We start from the raw sequence: 22,923 nt of genomic DNA, 5'->3' as shown, positions 1-22,923 counted from the left end.
CGCTGATCACGCCACAAGGCTATCGCTCCTCACCCGGGACCCGTCATGAGCCGTATGTGTACAAAACCGAGGGGGGAACTTTGACGTTCTGCACAGCGCCGGAGCGGGCACGGGCGGCGTATCCGATCCCTCCGAACGGCACCGGCCCACTTGGCAAGCACGCCCCCGGAGAGGCACGGTGCCCATAACAGCGCTCGCCCCGGAGGAGCCGACATGTCCGTCAAGATCCTCATCGTCACCGGAGACGCAGCGGAGTCCCTGGAAGTCCTCTACCCCTACCAGCGGCTGCGCGAGGAGGGCTACGAGGTCCACATCGCGGCCCCCACCCGCAAGACCCTCCGCTTCGTCGTGCACGACTTCGAACCCGGCTACGACACCTACACCGAGAAACCCGGCTACACCTGGCCCGCCGACCTCGCCTTCTCCGAGGTCGACCCCGGCGAGTACGCGGCCGTCGTCATCCCCGGCGGCCGAGCCCCCGAGTACCTGCGCAACGACCCCGAACTCCGCAAGATCCTCAAGTCGTTCTTCGATTCCGACAAGCCGGTCGCCCAGATCTGCCACGGCCCCCTGCTCACCGCCGCGATCGACAGCCTGCGCGGTCGCCGGGTCACGGCCTACCCCGCCCTGGAACTCGACATGCAGGCGGCCGGCGCGGGCTATCAGGACACCGAGGCGGTCGTCGACGGCACGCTGGTCTCCGCCCGCGCCTGGCCGGACCACCCGGCCTGGATGCGGGAGTTCCTCACGGTGCTGCGGTCGAAGGCACCGGTGAACTGAGCGACGGCCTCCACACCCGCGTAACCGCGGGCAGTCGTACCGCTGGGGTGGCGCCCGTCTCCGAGCAGGGCGGCACCCCACCGGCACGGGCAAGCGATGCGCCCCGCCCAGCCACAGCACAGGCCACCCACAGGCCGCCCCCGCGGCTACGCCGCGATCCGCAGCGCCTCCGCCACGGCCTCGTCCAGCGTGTCCACCACCGGCACCCCCACCGCCTCCAGGCTGGCCCGGCTGTGCGACCCGCCGGTGTACAGGACAGCCCGGGCCCCCACGTGCCCCGCCGCGACCGCGTCGTCCGCCGCGTCCCCGATCACCACCGTGCGCGCGGGCTCCGCCACTCCGGCCAGGGCCCGCAGATGCCGCACCATGTGCTCGGCCTTGCTCCCACCGGACGGCCCCGTACGCCCCTCGACCCGTATGAAGTGCGCCTCGATGCCGAAGCCACGCACCAGCGGCACCAGCTCGTCGTGCACGTACATGCTCAGCAACGACTGGCTGCGCCCCGCCGACCGCCACCCGGCAAGCAGCTCGGCCGCCCCCGCGGTGAGCCCGCACCGCACCCGCTGCTCGGCGTAGTGCCGATGGAAGACCTCGTCCATCAGCTCCCACTCGGCATCGGTCGGCAGCCGGCCCAGCAGCCGCTCGTAGAACTTCGGCACCGGCACGCAGTACAGCGACCGGTACTGCTCCAGCGTGATCGGCGCGAGCCCCAGCTCGGCGAAGGCCGCGTTCGTCGCTCCGATGATCGCGTCATTGTCGTGGAACAAGGTGCCGTTCCAGTCCCAGACGATGTGCGCGCTCTCCTGCGTCCCCATGTCCAAGACCGTACCCGCCCCCACTGACAATCAGGGCGGCCGCCCAGGTCAGGCCTGTCCGACCAGGTTCGGAATCTCCTGGGTGGCGTACCAGAGCAGCTCGTGGTCGTCCGCCCCGTCCACGACGAACTGCGCGTCGTCGTCCCCACCGTCGGCCGCCTCCAGGGCGCCCGCCGCCGCGGCCACGTCCGCCTCCGCGTCGGCGGCGTCGGCATGCACCGCGGCCGCCTTCGCGAGCGGCACCGTCGAGGTCACGGTCACCTCACCGAGCGCGGCCGGGTCGAGCCCGCGGCCGGGGTCGGTGGCGGCGGCACCGTCGGGCACGTCCACGGCGACCACGACCCGGCGCCGTACGGCATCCGGGTCGGCGGCGAGCAGCTGCAGCGAGGCCAGCGCGGCCCGGCTGAGCGCGGCGTACTCCAGCTCCTCGATGTCGTCGGAGAGGTACCACTCGCGCAGCGCGGGCGTGACGGCATACGCAACGAAGGGGCCGCTCCCCAGCTCACCCGTCTTGTGCGCCTCGGCGAGACCGGGGAGGGTCAGGGGGACGTAGACGCGCATGGCGGGCCGCTCTTTCCTGGTCAAAAGGCTTCGCTGGGGCCCCGGGGAGCCCGGCTGGCGCGCCTCCCGGGGGCCCTCAGGATACGTGCGCCCGTCCCCTTTCGGGTCCCTGCCCACACCCCGGAAGGCGTCCACCCGACGCCCCGCGTTCACCCGGTGCGCCCGCTTCCCCACGGGGTTTCCACCCCTGCCCGCCGCTCGGATAGGTGAACTTCTCCGCCCCCGTCACACCCTCCCCGGCTTCCTTGCCACCCCCTCCCCCGTCCCCGTACAAGATCCTCGACAGCGAGTTACCGCCCGGTATCACCCGGGCCCGCCGAACGGGGACCTCCATGAACAAGGTCATGAGCCGCACCGCCCAGCCCCGCCCGCGCCACCGTCCGCCGACCCGCCACGACACCCGCCGCCCGGCCGGCGCCCCGCCCCGCACCCCGACCAGGAGCGCGGCCCGCCCCACCACCCCCCGGGAGGCCACCCCCGCAACGGTTACGGCGGCCCCCCGGCCCACCCGAGCGTCCTCCCGGCAGCCCACCGCCCCGACGGCCCAGCCCGCCGGTACGGCAACCCGCACGACCACAGGCCCGGAGACGGCCCCTGCGCCGCCCGAGACGGCCGTACGGCAGCCGCGCCCCACCGACCTCTTCGCGGACCGCCTGCTGGCCGTCCTGAGCGGCCAGCGCCCCGTCCACTGGATGCTCCGCCACACCGCGGGCCGCGCCTACGACGATCTGTCCCGCCTCGCCGCACTGGGCCCGCTGCGCACCCGCGGCTCCCGCCCCGTCGTCCACGACATCGGTTACTTCATCCCCCGCACCGGCGCCATCGAGGCGTTCGCCCGCATCGCCGCCGGCAGCCAGCTACGGGCCCTGGCCTTCCGCCTGGAACAGGGCCCCGACCTCCGCTGGCGCTGCACAGCCGTGGAAACGGGCACTCCGAGGACGGCCCCCACCCACCCGACGACCGGCTGACAGCCCACGCGGCAGCCCACCGCACGGCAACGCGGAAGGGCCGGGCCCCAGAGGAGACCCGGCCCTTCTCAACCGCACGCGTCACTTCTTACGGCGCCGCCCGCCCTTGGCCTGCCGGCGCCGCTCCGCCCGCGTCAGCCCGTCCGACTCGGACCGCACCGGCTCGTCGTCCTCCAGGTCGCGCTCGACGATGCCACCCTCACCGTCCACCGTCGGCGCGGAGAAGTGCAGCTCACGCCGCTGCGGAACGTCCAGCCCCTTGGCGCGGATCTCGGGACGGGCCCCCGCCTGCGCGGGCACCGTGTCCTGGACGCCCTCGCCCACCGGCTGGGCCTCCTCGACCGGGACCTCCTCGACCTGCTGCTCGACCTGGACCTCCAGGTTGAACAGGTAGCCGACGGACTCCTCCTTGATGCCCTCCATCATCGCGGTGAACATGTCGAAGCCCTCGCGCTGGTACTCGACCAGCGGGTCCTTCTGCGCCATCGCGCGCAGGCCGATGCCCTCCTGGAGGTAGTCCATCTCGTAGAGGTGCTCGCGCCACTTGCGGTCCAGGACCGACAGCACGACCCGGCGCTCCAGCTCACGCATGATCTCGGAGCCGAGCTGCGCCTCACGGGCCGCGTACTGCTCGTGGATGTCCTCCTTGACGGACTCCGCGATGAACTCGGCGGTCAGACCGGCCCGGTCACCGGCGGCCTCCTCCAGCTCCTCGATGACGACCTTCACCGGGTACAGCTGCCGGAAGGCGCCCCACAGCCGGTCCAGGTCCCAGTCCTCGGGGAAGCCCTCGGCGGTCTCCGCCGCGACGTACGCGTCGATCGTGTCGTCCATGAAGTGCTGGATCTGCTCCTCCAGGTCCTCACCCTCCAGGACGCGGCGGCGCTCGCCGTAGATGACCTCGCGCTGCCGGTTGAGCACCTCGTCGTACTTCAGGACGTTCTTACGGGTCTCGAAGTTCTGCGTCTCCACCTGGGCCTGGGCGGACGCGATCGCGCGCGTGACCATCTTGTTCTCGATCGGCACGTCGTCCGGCACGTTCGCCATCGACATCACGCGCTCGACCATCTGGGCCTTGAACAGGCGCATCAGATCGTCACCGAGGGACAGGTAGAACCGGGACTCGCCGGGGTCGCCCTGACGGCCGGAACGACCGCGCAGCTGGTTGTCGATGCGCCGCGACTCGTGCCGCTCGGTGCCGAGCACATACAGGCCGCCGAGCGACTCGACCTCGTCCTTCTCGGCCTTGACCGCCCGCTCGGCCTTCTCCAGGGCGGCGGGCAGGGCGTGCGCCCACTCCTCGATGTGCTCCTCGGGGTCGAGGCCGCGCTGCCGCAGCTCCGCCTCGGCGAGGTCCTCGGGGTTGCCGCCGAGTTTGATGTCCGTACCACGGCCGGCCATGTTGGTGGCCACGGTCACGGCGCCCCTGCGGCCGGCCTGGGCGACGATCGACGCCTCACGCTCGTGCTGCTTGGCGTTCAGCACCTCGTGCTGGATGCCGCGCTTGCTGAGCTGCTGGGACAGGTACTCCGACTTCTCGACGGACGTCGTGCCGACGAGGATCGGCTGGCCCTTCTCGTGCTTCTCGGCGATGTCGTCGACGACCGCCTCGAACTTGGCCACCTCGGTGCGGTAGATCAGGTCCGACTGGTCCTTGCGGACCATCGGCTTGTTCGTCGGGATCGGGACCACGCCGAGCTTGTAGATCTGGTGGAACTCGGCGGCCTCGGTCATCGCCGTACCGGTCATGCCGGACAGCTTCTTGTAGAGGCGGAAGAAGTTCTGCAGGGTGATCGTGGCGAGCGTCTGGTTCTCGTCCTTGATGTCCACCCCTTCCTTCGCCTCGATCGCCTGGTGCATGCCCTCGTTGTAGCGGCGGCCGGCGAGGATACGGCCGGTGTGCTCGTCGACGATCATGACCTCGCCGTCGATGACGACGTAGTCCTTGTCCTTCTTGAACAGTTCCTTGGCCTTGATGGCGTTGTTCAGGTAGCCCACGAGCGGGGTGTTCACCGACTCGTAGAGGTTGTCGATGCCCAGCCAGTCCTCGACCTTGCTGACACCGGACTCGTGGATGGCGACCGTGCGCTTCTTCTCGTCGACGTCGTAGTCGCCGGTCTCCTCGAGGCCCTTGAGCGGGTTGCCCGCCTCGCCGCGCTTGAGGCGCGTCACCAGCTTGGCGAAGTCGCCGTACCACTTGGTGGCCTGGTCGGCCGGGCCCGAGATGATCAGCGGCGTACGGGCCTCGTCGATGAGGATGGAGTCGACCTCGTCGACGATGGCGAAGTTGTGGCCGCGCTGCACCAGCTCGTCCTGCGACCACGCCATGTTGTCGCGCAGGTAGTCGAAGCCGAACTCGTTGTTCGTGCCGTAGGTGATGTCGCACGCGTACTGCTCGCGGCGCTGAGCCGGCGTCATGCTGGCGAGGATGCATCCGACGTCCAGGCCCAGGAACTTGTGGACCCGGCCCATCATCTCGGAGTCACGCTCGGCCAGGTAGTCGTTGACCGTGATGAGGTGGACGCCGTCTCCGGACAGGGCGTTCAGGTACGCGGGCAGCGTGCCGACGAGGGTCTTGCCCTCACCGGTCTTCATCTCGGCGACGTAACCGAGGTGGAGCGCGGCGCCGCCCATCATCTGCACGTCGTAGTGGCGCTGGCCGAGGACACGCTTGGCGGCCTCGCGGACGGTGGCGAACGCCTCGGGGAGCAGGTCGTCCAGTGACTCGCCGTCGGCGTACCGCTGCTTGTACTCCTCGGTGAGGGCCCGCAGCTCGGCGTCGGAGAGGTCGACGAAGTCCTCTTCGATGGAGTTGACCTGGTCCGCGATGCGGTGCAGCTTGCGCAGGATCTTACCTTCGCCTGCACGCATGATCTTCGAGAGGACGGACACGGGGGCTGGTCTCCTTGCCGGTCGGGCCTGGGACGGTCGGGTTTCCTTCTGACGTACTGAGCAACCGCCATCGTATGCGAGGACCCGGCCACGTCGGGAGGCCTGGCGACCCGGCGGCTGCTTCATCAGGACAACGGACGGGGCACACCGATGGTGCCGCACCGGTCACCAGGAATTGCGCGAAATGTGATCACGCACTCACGTATCGCGAAAATCGATGGTCTCCCCGCGGACATCCCGAGCAGAATCTGCCGATGGAACCCGTCACACTCACCACCGACCGTCTTGTGCTGCGCACCGTCGGCCCGGCCGACACCGAGACGGTGTACGAGGCCGCGCAGGACCCCGACATCCAGCGCTGGACCGTAGTTCCCTCGCCCTACCTGCCCGAGCACGCCCGGAGCTTCACCGAGCAGCTGGTCCCCGACGGCTGGGCGCAGGGCTCGATGTACACCTTCGGCGTCTTCCTGACCGGCGGGGAACTGACCGGCATGCTCGGCCTGACGATGCACTCGCTGGGCACGGCCGAGGTCGGCTTCTGGATGGCCAAGGAACACCGCGGTCACGGCTACATCACCGAGGCCACCCTCACCGCCTGCCGCTGGATCTTCACCGAGATCGGTGTCGACCGGGTCGAATGGCGCGCCGAGGTCGGCAACCACCTCTCCCGCGCGGTGGCCGAGCGCGCGGGCTTCACCATCGAGGGCACCCTGCGCTCGGGCTTCAACAACAAAGGAGTGCGACGCGACTGCTGGGTCGGCTCCCTGCTCCCCTCCGACCTGGGCCTGCCGTCCACAGCGCCGTACCTGCCCGCGCGCGCCTAGGGACGGACGGGACCACGGCTCACCGCGGGCTGTCAGTGGCACCCTCTATCGTCCGAAGCATGACGACCCTTCCGCGCCCCACCGTCACCCTCACCGCGGACGACGCCCGCCGTATCGCCCTGCGTGCCCAGGGCTTCCTCGGTGCGCCCGACCGGCGGGCCGGTGTCCGGGGGGTGCTGCGCCACCTCGGCGCGGTCCAGCTCGACACGATCTCGGTGCTCGCCCGCTCCCATGAGCTCGTGCCGTACGCCCGGCTCGGCGCGGTCGGCCGCAAGACGGTGGAGGCCGCGTACTGGAAGGACGCGCACGCCTTCGAGTACTGGTCGCACGCGGCGTGCATCCTCCCCATCGAGGAGTGGCCGCACTTCGCCTTCCGCCGCCGCGCCTACCGCAACCGCCCGCACTGGAACCACGAACTCCCCGAAGGTGCCTACGAGCAGGTCGTCAAGCAGCTGCGCACGGAAGGCCCGCTGACCGCCACGGAGCTGGGCGGCGCGAAGAAGACCAACGACTGGTGGGACTGGTCGGGCACCAAGGTCGCCGTGGAGCGGGCGCTGATGTACGGCGAGGTGGTGTGCGTCGAGCGGCGCGGCTGGAAGCGGGTGTACGACCTCGCCGAGCGCGCGGTCCCGCAGGCGCTGCTGCACGACGAGCTGGACGACGCCGAGTGCCTGCGCCGTCTGGTCCGGCTGGCCGGCGAGTCCCTCGGCGTCGGCACGCGCGCGGACATCGCCGACTACCACCGGCTCAAGGGCGAGCAGGTCGACGCGGTGATCGCCGACTCAGGTCTGGTGCCGGTCGAGGTGGACGGCTGGGGCAAGCCCGCCTGGGCCGACCCGGCGGCCCTGGCGGCACCGCCGCGCGGCCGCCACCGCACCACGCTGCTGTCGCCGTTCGACTCGCTGGTCTGGGAGCGGGCGCGCACGGAACGGATCTTCGGCTTCACCCACCGCCTGGAGGCCTACGTGCCCAAGCCCAAGCGGGTCTACGGCTACTTCGCGATGCCGGTGCTCGCGGGCGGCCGGCTGGTCGGGCGGGTCGACCCCGCCCGCGAGGGCCGCACCCTGGTGGCCCGGCAGGTCACCCTGGACGGTCCGAGCGCGGTCCCCGCGGTCGCCCAGGCCCTGATCGAGGCGGCGACCTGGGTGGACTGCACGGACGTCCGCGTGGAGCGCGTGGAGGCACCCGAGTTGCGCGAGCCCCTGGCGCGCGAACTCACCCGCGCCCTCGCCTAGGGCCGATCCGCTACCGGATCTCCAGGATCTTCTCCCGCATCGCGTAGACCACGGCCTCCATCCTGGAGTGCAGTTGGAGCTTCTCCAGGATGTTGCGGACGTGGTTCTTCACGGTGTTCTCGGAGATGAACAACTCCTTGGCGATGTCCCGGTTGTTCATCCCCGTGGCGACGAGTTTGAGGACTTCCAGCTCCCGGTCGGTCAACCGCGGCGCGGGCACCAGCCGGCGCTCGTCGGTGCGCTGGATCATCGACTTGAACTCGGTGAGGAGTTTCGACGCCATCGACGGGCTGATCTGCGACTGTCCGTCGGCCACCGCGCGAATGGCGGTAGCCACCTCGTCCGTGGAGATCTCCTTGAGGAGGTATCCGGTCGCGCCCGCCTTGATCGCGTCGTAGAGGTCGGCCTCCTCGTCACTGATCGTCAGCATGATGATCTTGGCGCTGGGGGCCACCTCCTTGATGGAGGTGCAGGCCTCGATGCCGCCGCGCTTGGGCATGCGGACGTCCATCAGCACGATGTCGGGCAGCAGGTCGGCCGCCTTGTCGACGGCCTCGGCACCGTCACCCGCCTCGCCGACCACCTGGATGTCCTCCTCGGCCGCGAGCACGATCTCCAGGCCGCGCCGGAAGAGGGCGTGATCGTCCACGACCAGGACTCTGATCGGCTCCTTGCGTGGAGAGCCCGCGTCCGGGTCCCTGCCGATGACATGGTCGTCGGCATCCTCGTCCCGCATCGGTCCGAAGGTGTCCGCCATCGTTCCTCCCCCTGAAGGCTGTGGCCTGTGGTCCTGTGCCATCGCCAACCCAAGGCAGCGGCCCACCGGTTGGGCCGGTGCGGCCATGATTTCATGCCTGGACGACGCAGCGGCGACGCGCGGGGCGCGAAGTGGTCGCACACCGGTGCCCCTGGGGGCGCACACGCACTCCAGGGGCACCGGCTCAGCTTCGGCAGAGTGGGTCAGCCGCCCAGCGTGCCACCGGCCGCGGGGGGCTGCACCTCGGTGACCATCGGGTCCGTGCTGAGGTGGATCACGCCGTAGTCGTAGGCATGACGCCGGTAGACGACGCTCGGTTCCTTCGTCTCGGAGTCGATGAACAAGTAGAAGTCGTGGCCGACCAGTTCCATCTCGTAGAGAGCCTGGTCGAGGCTCATCGGGGAGGCGACGTGGGTCTTCTCGCGGACGACCAGGGGTCCTTCACCCTTGACCTCCAGCGAGCCGATCTTCTTGGTCGGGACTCCGTCCGTCTCCTCCTCATGAACGGGGAGGCCGTTGCCGTTCAGCGTCGCCGCGTCCGGGACGTGATCGGCGACCTCCGCCGCCGGGATCCGCTGTGCACCGCGGCGCGAGAAACGCTTGTCGTGCTGCTTGCGCAGCCGGGCATCCAGCTTCTCCGCCGCCAGGTCGAGTGCCGCGTACGGATCGCTGGCCGCTGCCTCCGCCCGGATCACCGGACCGCGGGAGCGGAGCGTGATCTCCACTCGGTCACAGCGGTCGGCCTGTCGTGGGTTGGGCTCCTTGGACACCTCGACGTCGAGGCTGATCACCTTGGCATCGAGCCTCTGGATCTTCTCCAGCTTCAGCTTCTCGGCCACGTGCTTGCGGAACCGCTCGGGCACCTCGGTCTTGCGGCCTTTGACGACGATGTCCACGCAGAACTCCGTTCCCGGATCGCTCCGCTGACTCGGCGGAGCATCTCCCTTTTGCACCAGGTCCGGTGATCACCGGACCTCGGACTGGGTGACTCCCACCTCCTCCTCCCCCATGGGCGCGATCTCCACCTCACCGGTGCGGGTGATTGCGGAAAACCCGCGGCACGGCATTCGGATATGAGGGGTGTGGCCTGCGCCTTTCCTCACAACCGAACATATCTCGCCCGGACGGATGGCGTCACCCTCTACTACCGCGTACCTCCGTTCAAGTGAATTACCCCTCCTGCTACCTGCAACGATGCAGGTCGACGGTCAGTTCCTGTCCATTTCGAAAGAATCCCCGGGAGCGGCGATCACGGCAGCGTGGAGCGCCCGGCCACGGGCGTTCACTGCCGTCTTTTCCGATGCACCATGCACCCACATCTCTCTCTCCGGCCGCGCTCCGGTCCGTCGTTCCCCCCTACCTTCCCGGCTTACGGCCCCGTACACGACTCCTCCCGTCCCGCTTCCCTCTTCCTTCCTCCTCTCGTGACGCCATCCGGCCGCCTCCCGCAGGGCACGCGCCGCTTCCGCGAGACTCGCGCCCGTGGTGATCACGTCGTCGACGAGCACGATCCGATTCGCGTCGAGCAGCCGGACACCGCCCGCTGTCACCTCCAGCGCGCCCGCGAGGTTCTCCAGGCGCTGCCGCGCGTCGAGTCCGGCCTGATCCGCCACGCTCCGCCGCTGCCGCAGTACGGCCGCCACCCGGGCCGGTGTCCCGGTGCGCCGCAGCTCACCGGCCGCCGCGAGCGCCATCCGCCGCACCGGGTCGTGTCCACGCGCCCGCACGGCCCACCGGGCGGAGGGCACGGGCACGAGCACCACGAGCCCACGCCCCTGAGTCCCGCCGAGACCGACCGACCCTCCCGACTCGCCGGATCCGACCGACCCGACCGGCCCGACCGATCCCACCGGCCCGACCGATCCCACCGGCTCGGCCGACTCGCCGCCGACAAAAGCGCCGGCACCGGCAGCAGCACTGCTCCAGCCGAGTCCCGCCCGTACGGCTCCCGCCAGAGCCGTGCCCAGTACACCGGCGAGCGCCAGCGCGCCCCGCTCCTTGTGGGCGAGAAGCAGCGCCCGCACCCCCTCCGCGTACGGTGCCGCCGCGTGCACCACCGGCAGCCCGACCGGCTCCGGCACTGGCCGCACCCGCCGTGGGCCACCCCCGTTCAGCGCGGCCCGGCACCGCGGGCAGAGCACCATACGAGGTGCCCCGCAGCCCGCGCATTCGGCCGGCAGCACCAGGTCGGTGAGGTCCTGCCACCACCCCCGCATGACCTCCACTGTGCCGACGCCGGAGACGGCCTGCCACCCCTGTGGACAACGTCCTGTGGACAACCGGAGGCGACCCGCGCCGGCCGTCCCTCACACGAGGGGCGGTCGGCCACCCGAGGGGCAGGCCCACCGGCCATGAGCACACGTACGCCCCGCCCGGAGAGCGGCAAGAGGGGCCGGTGCCTGCCGCTCAGCCGGGATAGACCGGTGCCGTCCCGTCCTTGTCCACCTTCTGCCACTGCGCTCCGGAGGGCAGCCGGACGATCCCGTCGTCCGAGTAGGCCACCAGCGGCACCCGCTCGTCCTCGGACGCGGCGATCGCCTTCACACCCGGCAGCGCCCCGGGGGCCGGCGCGTCCAGCGCGGATCCGTCGACCTGGACGTACCGCATCTGCTGCACGCCGCCCTGCTCCCGGCCGACGGCGAGCAGACTGCTGTCCCCGGCCCAGGAGATGGCGCTGACCTGCTCCAAACCGGGCGCCGCGGACTGCAGCCCGTCCACCGACATGCCCTGCCCGGTCCCGTCGTCACGCTGAATGCGGCCGATGAGCAGGGACTGCTTGCCGGCCTTCTCCACGACCAGCGCGATCCGCACCCCGTCGGCGGCAACCCGCGCGTCCGTGATGCGGCCGGACAGGTCCGGGACGGCGACCTCCTCCGGCTTCGCGACGCCTTGTTCCATGACCTTCAGCCGCGGATGGTGCGGATCACGGTCGGCCACCCACAGGTCGCCGCGGGCGTCCCAGCTCGGCGTGGTCAGCCGGTCGGCGGGTGTCGCGCCGGTACTGGTCACCAGCGCCTCCCCGAGCGAGGCGCCCGACGCCAGCGACGTCACATACAGGGACCTGCCGCCGTCACCGACCCCGGCCGCGCTCTGCTCGTCCCGCGAGACCGCCACCGACTGCAGCCCCTTGTCCCCCTCGCCCAGCGGACCCGGCACCGGAACGGCCCCGGTGCCGGTGCTCCCGGTGGGCATCCGCACCACCTGGTGCTTGCCGTCGAGGTAGTACAGGTACTCGGGACGCCTGGCCGACCCGTGCCAGGCGGCGGACTCGGCGCGCTCCTGGGTCAGATCGCACAGCCGCTCGCCACCGCGCCCCTGCAACTCGACGGACTCGAGCGTCGGCGCCAGATTCCGCAGAGTGAACAGCACCTGGGTCGCCATCTCGGTGCACTTGGTCGCCGCTACCTGGGACGCCTTGAGGTTCAGCGGCACCGTCAGCTTGTTCTGGTCGTCCGGCGTCAGCCCCGACACGTCCTTCTGCAGGGCCGTACCGGTGGGGAAGCTGGACCTGACCACCGGCCCGAGCCAGGTGGTGGGGCCCTTCAGCAGCGAGCGGACCATCTGGGTCATCGGCTCGACCTTGCTGCGCACGAACACCGGGTCGGCGACCGCCACCGGCTGCCCGCTCGCCCCGACCGCCGTGTTGGAGGCGAAGTAGTACTTGTCGACGGACGTGTAGTTCCGCTGGAAGTCCGACTTGCCCATGACGACCCCGTCGGGCAGGCCGTCTATGCGCCACTGCCCACTCTCGGGGTTCTTCGTGAGATGCAGCTTCTTGCGGTAGGACCCGTCGGCGGGCTGGTACGCCTGCTCCGCGTCGACCGTGGCGACCCGGCTGCCGGCCAGGACGCAGGTGACGCTGTTGGCCTCCTCCCGGCCGCCCGCCTGGCAGTCGGTCTCGATGCTCGGCCCGTTCGCCAGAACCGTGGTGGACCGCTCGGGCCGCCAGGCACGCGCCGCGTCGGTCGTCAGGTACTTGCGAGCCGTGTCGTACTGCGGGTCGTCGCTGGTCAGTGCCTCCAGGAAGCCCTGCATGATCTCGCCCGGACCGGCGCCGTCGGCCGGCGGCATGGCGAACACCCGGACCCCGGTGTCCTGCCGTGGTGTCGACTCCACGTCCCGCAGATCCCCGCTGTCGGGCATCGAGGCACACCCGGCCAGCAGGACGACTCCCAAGGCGGCGTAGGCCACCGCGCGTCCCGGCCGCCGCCGGGCGCCCCCCTCGCGGTCAGCGCCCACGAAATGCCTCCCCTGGCTCGTTCGAGTCCTCCGCTCCGGCCGGGCCCGTGTCGGGTGCCGGGTCCTGGGCGGGCCTGTCGTTCGGCCGCCGTGCACCGCCGGTGGACCGGGGCACCACGCGGGTGCCGTTGCCGCTGCCGGGCAGGGCGGTCGGGTCGGCGGCGGGCGCGCCGGTGGCCAGCCGAGGCGCGATCGTGGCGCGCGGCGGCAGCGCGGGCGCCTGGGCGCCGCACTGCTGCACCGGAACGGTCGCCCGCTTCTCCTCGCTCCCGCGGGGCAGCCCGGCGTCGTCGAGGCCGCGGTTGCGGCGCGAGTCCTTGGGTTCCAGCGGTATCGGCGAGCCCCGCAACGGCTCGTCGGCGGTCCTGGGCAGCGTCAGCCGGAACTGCGAGCCGCCGCCCGGCTCGCCCCAGGCCTGCAGCCAGCCGCCGTGCAGCCGCGCGTCCTCCAGGGCGATCGACAGCCCGAGACCCGTGCCACCGGTGGTACGCGCGCGTGCCGGGTCCGCCCGCCAGAAGCGGCTGAAGACCCGGGTCGCCTCACCCGGCTTGAGCCCGACGCCGTAGTCGCGCACCGCGATGGCGACCGCGCCGCCGGCGGCGGCGAGCTTGACGGTGACGTCCTTGCCCTCGCCGTGCTCGACGGCGTTGACGACGAGGTTGCGCAGTACCCGTTCCACGCGCCGTGCGTCCGCCTCGGCGACGACGGGCTGCTGATCGCCGACCACGCGTATGTGGGTGCCCTTGCGCTCGGCGAGCGGCTCGGCGCCGCTGACCACGCGCCGGACGACCTCCCTGAGGTCTATCGGCTCGGCCTCCAGGGCCGCCGCGCCCGCGTCGAAACGGCTGATCTCCAGCAGGTCCGCGAGCAGCGACTCGAACCGGTCCAGCTGGTCGGCGAGCAGCTCGGCCGACCGTGAGGTCACCGGGTCGAAGTCCTCGCGCGCCTCGTGGATGACGTCGGCGGCCATGCGGACGGTCGTCAGCGGGGTGCGCAGCTCGTGCGAGACGTCGGACACGAACCGGCGCTGCATCCGCGACAGGTCCTCCAGCTGCTGGATCTTCAGCTGGAGGTTCTGCGCCATCTTGTTGAAGGCCTCGCCCAGGCGTGCGATGTCGTCCTCGCCGGTGACCTTCATCCGCTCCTGCAGCCGCCCGGCGGACAGCCGCTCCGCGATCCCCGCCGCCATCCGCACCGGCGTGACGACCTGCCGCACCACCAGCCAGGCGATGGCGCCGAGCAGCACCACGACGAACAGCCCGGCGGTCGCGAGAGTGCCCTTGACCAGGCTCAGGGACTTCTCCTCCTGCGTCAGCGGGAAGAGGTAGTACAGCTCGTACGGGCGCCCGTTCGGGTCGTTGACCTGCTTGCCGATGACCAGCGCCGGCTGGGATTCCTTGGCGTTGGAGTAGACGATCCGCGTGTAGCTCTGGGCGGCCGTCGTACCGCTGTTGACCCGCTCGCGCAGGTCGGCGGGCACGCTGGAGGTGGGGTTGACGTTCCCGGAGCCGCGCGGGCTGCGCCCGCCGCCGCTGTCGTCGCCCACGGGCAGCGTCGCCACGTCGAAGGCGCCCGCGCCACCGCTGGACAGCGACTCCACGAGGTCGCTCATCCACTGGATGACGTTCTGTGACTGCCGCCCGTCCGCGGTCGAGGTGCCGTCAGCGGCGCCGGTCCCGGCACCCGTACCGGTGCCCGTCCCGCCGGCCGCCTCGTCGGCCTTCTGCCTGGCCACCGCGAACCCGCCCGTGGCCTGGCTCTGTGACGCCTTGACCTTGGCGTCCAGCAGGCCGTTGCGCACCTGGCCGATCACGACGAAGCCGAGCAGCAGGACGACACCCAGCGACATCAGCAGGGTCGTGGCGACGACCCGCAGCTGGATGTTGCGCCGCCACAGCCGCATGACCGGCAGCAGCGGCCGACGCACCAAGCGCAGGAACAGCCGCAGGACCGGGCTGCCCTGCACCCCGCCCCGCGTCAGCCCGCCCTCGAAGAGCCGCCTGAAGCGCGCACCCGCTGTCGTCCGGCCGACAGGCCGCCCCGGCCGGGACCCGGACCCGCCGGGAGCCGAAGCGGCACTGTCCCGGGACATGTCAGCTCGGTCCGGCCTTGTAACCGACGCCACGGACGGTCACCACGATCTCCGGCCGCTCCGGGTCCTTCTCGACCTTGGAGCGCAGCCGCTGGACATGGACGTTGACGAGCCGCGTGTCGGCGGCGTGCCGGTAGCCCCACACCTGCTCGAGCAGCACCTCACGGGTGAACACCTGCCACGGCTTGCGCGCGAGCGCCACCAGCAGGTCGAACTCCAGCGGGGTCAGCGCGATCGACTGCCCGTCCCTCTTGACCGAGTGTCCGGCCACGTCGATCACCAGGTCACCGATGGTCAGCTGCTCCGGCGCCGGCTCCTCCGACCTGCGCAGCCGCGCCCGGATCCGGGCCACCAGCTCCTTCGGCTTGAACGGCTTGACGATGTAGTCGTCGGCGCCCGACTCCAGGCCCACGACCACGTCGACGGTGTCGCTCTTGGCGGTGAGCATCACGATCGGCACCCCGGACTCCGCCCGGATCAGGCGGCACACCTCGATGCCGTCCCGCCCGGGCAGCATCAGGTCGAGCAGCACCAGATCGGGCTTGGACTCACGGAAAGCGGCCAGCGCCTTGTCGCCGTCGGCTACAAAAGACGGCTCAAAACCTTCACCACGCAACACGATGCCGAGCATCTCGGCCAGTGCGCTGTCGTCGTCGACGACAAGGACTCGTCCCTTCATAAACGACATCATCCCATTAGCTAATCGTTACCTGGCGTGACCTGGCACACAGCTCGGCAAGAGACTCGGTGGTCACGGGTGAAACGGCCCCCTCCTCGGTGACGATGGCCGTCACCAGTTCGGGCGGCGTCACGTCGAACGCCGGGTTGTACGCCTGGGTTCCCAGGGGTGCCACCGGAATCCCGCCTCCTGCTCCCGTCACCGTCACCTGGGGTGCTGTGACCTCGGTCACCTCGAAGCCGGGGCGCTGCTCGACGTCGATGGACGCCCCGTCGGGGGTGTCCGGATCGACCGTCGTCAGCGGCGCCACCACGATGAACGGCACATGGTGGTAGCGCGCGAGCACGGCGAGCGGATAGCTCCCCACCTTGTTCGCCACCGAACCGTCGGCCGCGATCCGGTCCGCTCCGACCAGTACGGCGTCCACCTCGCCCGCCGCGAACAGGGATCCCGCCGCGTTGTCTGTGAGCAAGGTGTACGCCATGCCGTTGCGGGCCGCCTCGTACGCCGTCAGGCGAGCACCTTGCAGCAACGGACGCGTTTCGTCCACCCAGAGCCTCCGCAGCCGCCCTTCGCGGTGTGCCGCGAGAGCCACCGCGAAAGCCGTGCCGTCGCCACCCGACACCAGCGATCCGGTGTTGCAGTGGGTGAGGACCCGGTGCCCGCCACCGGGCAGCATCTCGTCCAGCAGAGCCAGACCGTGCACCGCCATCCGCGCACTGGCCTCGGCGTCCTCCCGGTGCAGCGCCCGCGCCGCGGCCAACGCGGCAGTGGCCGCCGCGGTGGGATCGCCGGTCCTGGACAGTGCCGCCTGGTGCGCGGCCCGGGCCCGGCGCACGCCGACGGACAGGTTCACCGCGGTGGGCCGGGCGCCCTCGAGGGCCTGTGCCGCCTCGGCGACCTCGAAGCCGCGCGCGGCGGCGAGCGCGACGCCGTACGCCCCGGCCAGCCCGAGCAGGGGCGCCCCGCGCACGGCGAGCGAACGGATCGCCTCCACCAGCGCCGAAGCATCGGTGCACACCAGCTCAACCTCTTCGGCCGGAAGCCTCGTCTGATCGAGAAGGACCAGTACGGGACCCTCGGGTGGTTCCTCCCATCGGATCGCCGGTATCTCGCTCGGCCGCTTGTCCCCGCCGGTTCGCGCCTGCTGATCAGCCATGCGCTCAGTCTGCCCCGGATACCGCGGACAATTGAAGGTGTCCGGCCCCTACCGCGGCCGGTCCGCCGGTGACCACCCCATGGCACGATGGCTGCCAACCTGCCGCCGCGACCGCGGACGGGCACCGAGAAGGAGCTTCGATGACAGACACTCCGGGCTGGGCCTCGCCCGGATCCGCCCCGTCGTCCGAGGGGCGGGAACCCGGTGCGTCCGGCCCCGCCGAGCCCGCCGACCGTCCTGGTCCCACCGAGCCCGCACCACAGCCGGGCACGGACGCGCAGACCCCAGACGCGAAGTGGTCCAAGGAGCAGCCGGCACCCGGCCAATGGTCCACGCCCACCGGTGCCCCCAGCCCGAACCAGGCCCCGCCGCCCCCGCCGCCCGGCCCGGGCTGGGGCGGCCCGCAGCCCGGCGGCCCCGGATCCGGCACCGGCGGCTACGGCGGCCCGCCCGCCGGCCACGGCGGTTACGGCACCCCCGGCGGCTACGGGGCCTGGGGCGGCGGCTGGGGCGGCCCCCCGCCCGCGGCCAAGCCCGGCGTCATCCCGCTGCGCCCGCTCGGCGTCGGCGAGATCCTCGACGGCGCCGTCTCCACGATGCGCACCTACTGGCGCACGGTGCTCGGCATCTCGCTGACGGTCGCTCTGCTCGTCGACACCACGCTGGTCCTGGTGCAGGGCTTCGTCATGAACGGCACCACCGCCCAGACGTCGTTCGACGACCAGAGCGCCACCCCCGGCGACGTCCTCCGTGCCCTGCGGGACACCATGATCGGCACCGGTATCGTCACCGTGATCTCCACGGTCGCCATCATCGTCGCGACCGCCCTGCTGACGACCATCACCAGCCGTGCCGTCCTCGGCAGGCCGGTCAGCACCGGCGAGGCCTGGCGCGAAGCCCGTCCGCAGATCCCCAAGCTGTTCGGCCTGCTCCTCCTGCTCGGCCTGATCGTCGCCGGTGTGGGCCTCGCCGGCACGCTGCCCGGGATCCTCGTCCTGCTCGCCGGCAACGACGGCGCCGGAGCGGCACTGCTGGCCCTCGGCATCCTCGCGGCGATCATCGTCGCCGGATGGCTGATGATCCGCTTCTACCTGGCCACGCCCGCCCTGATGCTGGAACGGCAGGGCATCGTGAAGGCCATGAGCCGCTCCACGAGGCTGGTGCGCGGCTCGTGGTGGCGCGTCTTCGGCATCGTGCTGCTCACGGGCCTCATCACCAACATCGTGGCATCGCTCGTCGCCATCCCCTTCGGCCTCATCGGGGCCGCTGTGAGCGGCGACAGCATGCGCAGCCTGTTCGGCACCGGCGGCGAAGACGTCAGCTGGACGTTCCTGGTCATCCGCGGGATCGGGTCGTTGATCGGCACCACGCTCACCCTCCCGATCAGCGCGGGCGTCACCGTGCTTCTCTACATCGACCAGCGCATCCGCCGCGAGGCCCTCGACCTGGAACTGGCCCGCGCCGCCGGCGTCCAGGGGTACGGCGCCGGCGGCCCCGTCCCGAGGAGCTGATGCGGTGAGCCTCACGGGGGGAGTTCTCACGACGCCGGCGGCGTCCGACGTCGGCAACACGGTCATACGAGGCCTGCTGCGTGCGGCGGACACGGCCGTGCTGGCAGCCGGCGGCTCGGGAGACGAGCCGCCCGTGACCATCCCGCGTGATCCCGCGCGGGAGGCGGCACGGCGTGAGCTGTCCAAGCGGATGTACCACGAGAACGACCCCAGCCTCCTCCAGCGTGCCCTCGACGCCTTCTGGGACTGGCTCGACGGGCTGTTCGGCACGGCCGCGTCGGCGACACCCGGCGGCACGGTCGGCCTGATCGTCGTCATCATGTTCGTCATCGCCGTGGCGGCCGCCCTGTGGTGGCGCCTGGGCACGCCCCGCCGCCACCCGGCCTCCGCCGCCGTCCTGTTCGACGACCGCCCCCGCAGCGCCGCCGAACACCGTGCGGCCGGCGAGGCACACGCGGCCCAGGGCCACTGGAACCAGGCCGTCCAGGAACGCATGCGGGCCATCGTCCGCTCGCTGGAGGAGCGGGCCCTGCTCGACGTCCGCCCCGGCCGCACCGCCGACGAAGCCGCCGCCGAGGCCGGCCGCACCCTGCCCACGCACGCGGACGGACTGCGCGCCGCGGCCCGGGAGTTCGACGACGTCACATACGGCGGACGCAGAGCGAGCGAGCAGGCGTACCACCGCCTGGCCGAACTCGACCGCGACCTGGAACGCACCAGGCCCGCCCTCGCCGCCAGCGCCGCCGCCCCGGCCCACAGCCCCCGCCAGGGGGCCGCCGAGTGACCACCGAGGCCACCTGGCCGGCCACCTCCACCGCGCCCACCGCCCGCCAGCTGTGGACCCGCGCGCGTGGCATCAGCCTCGCCGTCGTACTCATCCTCGCCGCGGCCGTCGCCATGGCCGCCGTGCGCTCCACCGCCCGGCACGGCGCCCTGGACCCACGCTCCGCCGACCCCTACGGCAGCCGCGCCGTCGCCCAGCTCCTCGCCGACCGGGGCGTGTCCACCCGCGCCGTCACCACCCTCGACGCGGCACGCGCCGCCGCCGGCCCCGACACCACTCTCCTGGTCGCCGTCCCCGACCTGCTGACCAGCCGCCAGCAGACCCGACTGCGCGAGGCGACCGCGGCGTCCGGCGGACGCACCGTCCTCGTCGCGGCCGGCAGCTCGTCCATCGAGCAGCTCGCCCCCGGGGTCACCGCGGACCCCGCCAACAGCCTCCACTCCACCCTCGCCCCCGACTGCACCCTGCCCGAGGCCCGGCGCGCGGGCAGCGCCGACACCGGCGGCATCCGCTACACCACCACCCACCTCGACGCCGACTCCTGCTACCCCAGCGAGCGCCTCGCCACCCTGCTGCGCATCCCCGCGGCAGCCGGGGACGGCGACACCGTGGTCCTCGGCGCACCCGACATCCTCTACAACGACCGCCTCGACGAGCAGGGCAACGCCTCGCTCGCCCTGCAACTCCTCGGCTCCCGCCCCCATCTGGTCTGGTACCTCCCCTCGCTGTCCGACTCCTCCGCCACCGACACCGGCGAGCAGAAGAACTTCCTCGACCTGCTCCCCTCGGGATGGCTCTGGGGCACCCTTCAGCTCTTCATCGCAGCGGTCCTCACCGCCTTCTGGCGGGCACGCCGCTTCGGCCCCCTCGTACCCGAAAGACTCCCGGTCGCGATCCGCGCCTCCGAGACCGCCGAAGGCCGCGCCCGCCTCTACCGCAAGGCCAACGCCCGTGACCGCGCGGCCGCCGCTCTTCGCTCCACCACCCGCACGCGCCTCGCCCCCCTCGTCGGCGTCCCCGTGACCCAGGCGCACACGCCCGAGGCCCTGCTCCCCGCCCTGTCCGCCCACCTCACCGGCGACGGACAGCCCCTGCACTCCCTCCTCTTCGGACCGCCGCCCCGCGACGACGCGGCCCTCATCGCACTGACCGACCAACTCGACGCCCTCGAAAGAGAGGTACGCCGTTCATGACGGACCCGACCACTGACAACGCCGGGCGGACCGGGGACGCGGGCCACGCCCGCGCCTCCCTGGAATCCCTGCGCGCCGAGATCGCCAAAGCCGTGGTCGGCCAGGACCCCGCCGTGACCGGTCTCGTCGTCGCCCTCCTCTGCCGCGGACACGTACTACTTGAAGGAGTCCCCGGAGTCGCCAAAACGTTGCTCGTCCGCGCACTCGCGTCGGCACTCGAACTCGACACCAAGCGTGTCCAGTTCACCCCCGACCTGATGCCGAGCGACATCACGGGCTCCCTCGTCTACGACACCCGCACCGCCGAGTTCTCCTTCCAGCCCGGCCCGGTCTTCACCAACCTCCTCCTCGCGGACGAGATCAACCGCACCCCGCCCAAGACCCAGTCCTCCCTCCTGGAGGCCATGGAGGAACGCCAGGTCACCGTCGACGGCACCCCGCGCCCGCTGCCCGAGCCGTTCCTGGTGGCCGCGACCCAGAACCCCGTCGAGTACGAGGGCACCTACCCTCTCCCCGAGGCCCAACTGGACCGGTTCCTCCTCAAACTGACGATCCCTCTGCCCTCCCGGCAGGACGAGATCGACGTCCTCACCCGCCACGCCTCGGGCTTCAACCCACGCGACCTGCGCGCCGCCGGCGTACGCCCCGTCGCCGGCCCCGCCGACCTGGAAGCCGCCCGCGCGGCGGTCGCCAAGACGACCGTGTCGCCCGAGATCACCGCCTACGTCGTGGACATCTGCCGCGCCACCCGCGAGTCGCCCTCCCTCACCCTGGGCGTGTCCCCACGCGGCGCCACCGCCCTCCTCGCCGCCTCCCGCGCCTGGGCCTGGCTGACGGGCCGCGACTATGTCATCCCCGACGACGTGAAGGCCCTCGCCCTGCCCACTCTGCGCCACCGCGTGCAACTGCGCCCCGAGGCCGAGATGGAAGGGGTGACGGCCGACGCCGTCATCAACGCCATCCTCGCCCACGTCCCGGTCCCCCGCTGATGGCGTTCACCGGACGCGCCGCCCTCCTCGCGGCCCTCGGCTCGATCCCCGTCGGCATCCTGGAACCCGGCTGGACGGGCATCCTCGCGGTCAACGGCCCACTGGCTCTGGCCTGCGCCTGCGATGTCGCGTTCGCCGCGCCCGTACGACGGCTCGTCCTGGCGCGCTCCGGCGACACCTCCACGCGTCTCGGTGAGACCGCCGACGTCACGCTCACGATCACCAACCCGTCCCGCCGCCCCTTGCGGGCGCGCCTGCGCGACGGGTGGCCGCCCAGCAGCTGGCAGCCCGGCACCGAGGTCGCGGCCTCCCGCCACCGCCTGACGATCCCCCCAGGCGAACGCCGGCGTGTGATGACCCGGCTGCGTCCTACCCGCCGCGGCGACCGCCAGGCCGACCGCGTGACGATCCGCTCCTACGGCCCCCTCGGCCTCTTCTCCCGCCAGGGCTCCCACACGGTGCCCTGGACGGTGCGAGTTCTGCCCCCGTTCACCAGCCGGAAGCATCTCCCGTCGAAACTCGCTCGATTGCGTGAACTCGACGGCCGCACCAGCGTGCTGACCCGCGGTGAGGGAACGGAGTTCGACAGCCTGCGCGAGTACGTGCCCGGAGACGACACCCGCTCGATCGACTGGCGAGCCACCGCTCGTCAGTCCGCCGTCGCCGTCCGCACCTGGCGCCCCGAACGCGACCGCCGCATCCTCCTGGTCCTGGACACCGGCCGCACCTCGGCCGGCCGCGTGGGCGACGCCCCACGCCTGGACGCCTCCATGGACGCAGCCCTGCTCCTCGCAGCGCTCGCTTCCCGCGCCGGCGACCGTGTGGATCTCCTCGCCTACGACCGCCGGGTACGCGCCCTGGTCCAGGGCCGGTCAGCAGGTGACGTGCTCCCCTCCGTGGTCAACGCGATGGCCGGGCTCGAACCGGAACTGATCGAAACCGACGCCCGTGGCCTGACCGCCACAGCCCTGCGTACGGCATCCCGCCGTTCCCTCGTCGTGCTGCTCACGACGCTCGACGCGGCGCCGGTGGAACAGGGGCTGCTTCCCGTGCTGCCCCAGCTCACTCAGCGCCATACCGTCCTGGTCGCCTCGGTCGCGGACCCGCACATCGCCGGCATGGGGAAGGCACGGGGCAACGCGGAGGCGGTCTACGAGGCCGCGGCTGCGGCCCAGGCGCAAAGCGAACGTCAGCGCACGGCGGAACAGCTCCGTCGTCATGGTGTGACGGTGGTGGACGCGACTCCGGAGGATCTGGCGCCTGCACTGGCGGATGCGTACCTGGCCCTGAAGGCAGCGGGTCGGCTCTGAGCGGCCTCTTCCGCCGCTTCAGAGGGTCGGCAATCACCCCGGAACGCAGAAAACCCCCGCATCTTTCGATGCGGGGGTTTCCCTAAAATTTGTTCGGCGGTGTCCTACTCTCCCACAGGGTCCCCCCTGCAGTAC

General features: G+C 71.6%; 19 protein-coding genes. 9 read left to right on the top strand and 10 right to left on the bottom strand.

The window, feature by feature from the left end; translation table 11 throughout:
• Positions 1 to 213 precede the first annotated feature (213 nt).
• Positions 214 to 780 (top strand): DJ-1/PfpI family protein, encoded by a 567-nt coding sequence (locus AC07C1_RS28435; RefSeq protein ID WP_478943518.1) that lies wholly within the window; start codon positions 214 to 216, stop codon positions 778 to 780.
• A gap of 146 nt (positions 781 to 926) precedes the next feature.
• Here the strand turns inward: AC07C1_RS28435 and AC07C1_RS28430 are convergent, their stop codons facing one another.
• The gene (locus AC07C1_RS28430; protein ID WP_478943516.1) at positions 927 to 1,595 is read right to left on the bottom strand and encodes an HAD family hydrolase; all 669 of its coding nucleotides are present in this window, start codon (positions 1,593 to 1,595) and stop codon (positions 927 to 929) included.
• A 48-nt stretch (positions 1,596 to 1,643) separates the two neighbouring features.
• Positions 1,644 to 2,156 (bottom strand): DUF6912 family protein, encoded by a 513-nt coding sequence (locus AC07C1_RS28425; RefSeq protein WP_478943514.1) that lies wholly within the window; start codon positions 2,154 to 2,156, stop codon positions 1,644 to 1,646.
• A 332-nt stretch (positions 2,157 to 2,488) separates the two neighbouring features.
• On the opposite strand from AC07C1_RS28425, the gene AC07C1_RS28420 reads away from it, so the two are divergent.
• Positions 2,489 to 3,124, top strand: a complete 636-nt coding sequence (locus AC07C1_RS28420; protein WP_478943512.1) for an Rv3235 family protein — start codon at positions 2,489 to 2,491, stop codon at positions 3,122 to 3,124.
• A gap of 81 nt (positions 3,125 to 3,205) precedes the next feature.
• Here AC07C1_RS28420 and secA read toward each other — a convergent pair whose 3' ends face one another.
• The gene (secA, locus tag AC07C1_RS28415) at positions 3,206 to 6,016 is read right to left on the bottom strand and encodes a preprotein translocase subunit SecA (RefSeq protein ID WP_478943510.1); all 2,811 of its coding nucleotides are present in this window, start codon (positions 6,014 to 6,016) and stop codon (positions 3,206 to 3,208) included.
• Between the two features lie 254 nt (positions 6,017 to 6,270).
• On the opposite strand from secA, the gene AC07C1_RS28410 reads away from it, so the two are divergent.
• Positions 6,271 to 6,840 (top strand): GNAT family N-acetyltransferase, encoded by a 570-nt coding sequence (locus AC07C1_RS28410; RefSeq protein WP_478943508.1) that lies wholly within the window; start codon positions 6,271 to 6,273, stop codon positions 6,838 to 6,840.
• A gap of 59 nt (positions 6,841 to 6,899) precedes the next feature.
• Entirely contained in the window at positions 6,900 to 8,075 is a 1,176-nt protein-coding gene (locus tag AC07C1_RS28405; protein ID WP_478943506.1) for a winged helix-turn-helix domain-containing protein, read from the top strand.
• A gap of 10 nt (positions 8,076 to 8,085) precedes the next feature.
• Here AC07C1_RS28405 and AC07C1_RS28400 read toward each other — a convergent pair whose 3' ends face one another.
• The 7 genes from AC07C1_RS28400 to mtnA all read right to left on the bottom strand — a co-directional run bounded on the left by AC07C1_RS28400 (position 8,086) and on the right by mtnA (position 17,001).
• Complete coding sequence (locus tag AC07C1_RS28400) at positions 8,086 to 8,832, bottom strand: response regulator (RefSeq protein WP_478943504.1); 747 nt, start codon at positions 8,830 to 8,832, stop codon at positions 8,086 to 8,088.
• A gap of 203 nt (positions 8,833 to 9,035) precedes the next feature.
• Positions 9,036 to 9,728 (bottom strand): ribosome hibernation-promoting factor, HPF/YfiA family, encoded by a 693-nt coding sequence (gene hpf, locus AC07C1_RS28395; protein ID WP_478943502.1) that lies wholly within the window; start codon positions 9,726 to 9,728, stop codon positions 9,036 to 9,038.
• 312 nt (positions 9,729 to 10,040) lie between these two features.
• Entirely contained in the window at positions 10,041 to 11,048 is a 1,008-nt protein-coding gene (locus AC07C1_RS28390; RefSeq protein ID WP_478943500.1) for a ComF family protein, read from the bottom strand.
• Positions 11,049 to 11,238: 190 nt separating this feature from the next.
• Positions 11,239 to 13,071 (bottom strand): LpqB family beta-propeller domain-containing protein, encoded by a 1,833-nt coding sequence (locus tag AC07C1_RS28385; RefSeq protein WP_478943498.1) that lies wholly within the window; start codon positions 13,069 to 13,071, stop codon positions 11,239 to 11,241.
• On the bottom strand, positions 13,061 to 15,163 hold the full coding sequence (gene mtrB / locus AC07C1_RS28380) for an MtrAB system histidine kinase MtrB (protein WP_478943497.1): 2,103 nt from the start codon (positions 15,161 to 15,163) through the stop codon (positions 13,061 to 13,063). The genes AC07C1_RS28385 and mtrB overlap by 11 nt, the downstream gene beginning before the upstream one ends.
• 1 nt (position 15,164) lies before the next feature.
• A complete protein-coding gene (mtrA, locus tag AC07C1_RS28375; RefSeq protein ID WP_202485207.1) occupies positions 15,165 to 15,854 on the bottom strand; it encodes a two-component system response regulator MtrA in 690 nt (229 codons plus the stop codon).
• A gap of 4 nt (positions 15,855 to 15,858) precedes the next feature.
• The gene (mtnA, locus tag AC07C1_RS28370) at positions 15,859 to 17,001 is read right to left on the bottom strand and encodes an S-methyl-5-thioribose-1-phosphate isomerase (RefSeq protein ID WP_478943495.1); all 1,143 of its coding nucleotides are present in this window, start codon (positions 16,999 to 17,001) and stop codon (positions 15,859 to 15,861) included.
• A gap of 140 nt (positions 17,002 to 17,141) precedes the next feature.
• Between mtnA and AC07C1_RS28365 the strand changes: the two genes are divergently transcribed.
• Genes AC07C1_RS28365 through AC07C1_RS28345 form a run of 5 tightly spaced genes read left to right on the top strand, consistent with a single transcriptional unit; the run spans position 17,142 to position 22,788 of the window.
• Positions 17,142 to 18,512, top strand: coding sequence for a DUF7847 domain-containing protein (locus AC07C1_RS28365; RefSeq protein ID WP_478943493.1), 1,371 nt, complete (start codon positions 17,142 to 17,144; stop codon positions 18,510 to 18,512).
• A gap of 4 nt (positions 18,513 to 18,516) precedes the next feature.
• Positions 18,517 to 19,296, top strand: a complete 780-nt coding sequence (locus AC07C1_RS28360; RefSeq protein ID WP_478943492.1) for a DUF4129 domain-containing protein — start codon at positions 18,517 to 18,519, stop codon at positions 19,294 to 19,296.
• Complete coding sequence (locus tag AC07C1_RS28355) at positions 19,293 to 20,489, top strand: DUF4350 domain-containing protein (RefSeq protein WP_478943490.1); 1,197 nt, start codon at positions 19,293 to 19,295, stop codon at positions 20,487 to 20,489. The genes AC07C1_RS28360 and AC07C1_RS28355 overlap by 4 nt, the downstream gene beginning before the upstream one ends.
• Positions 20,486 to 21,478: an AAA family ATPase gene (locus AC07C1_RS28350; protein WP_478943488.1), complete on the top strand. Its 993-nt coding sequence runs from the start codon at positions 20,486 to 20,488 to the stop codon at positions 21,476 to 21,478. The genes AC07C1_RS28355 and AC07C1_RS28350 overlap by 4 nt, the downstream gene beginning before the upstream one ends.
• Entirely contained in the window at positions 21,478 to 22,788 is a 1,311-nt protein-coding gene (locus AC07C1_RS28345) for a DUF58 domain-containing protein (RefSeq protein ID WP_478943486.1), read from the top strand. Before AC07C1_RS28350 ends, AC07C1_RS28345 begins: the two co-directional genes overlap by 1 nt.
• Positions 22,789 to 22,923 lie beyond the last annotated feature (135 nt).

The sequence above is a fragment of the Streptomyces sp. NPDC045022 genome (genome assembly GCF_056432605.1).
This window is presented reverse-complemented; position numbering and strand designations above follow the sequence as displayed.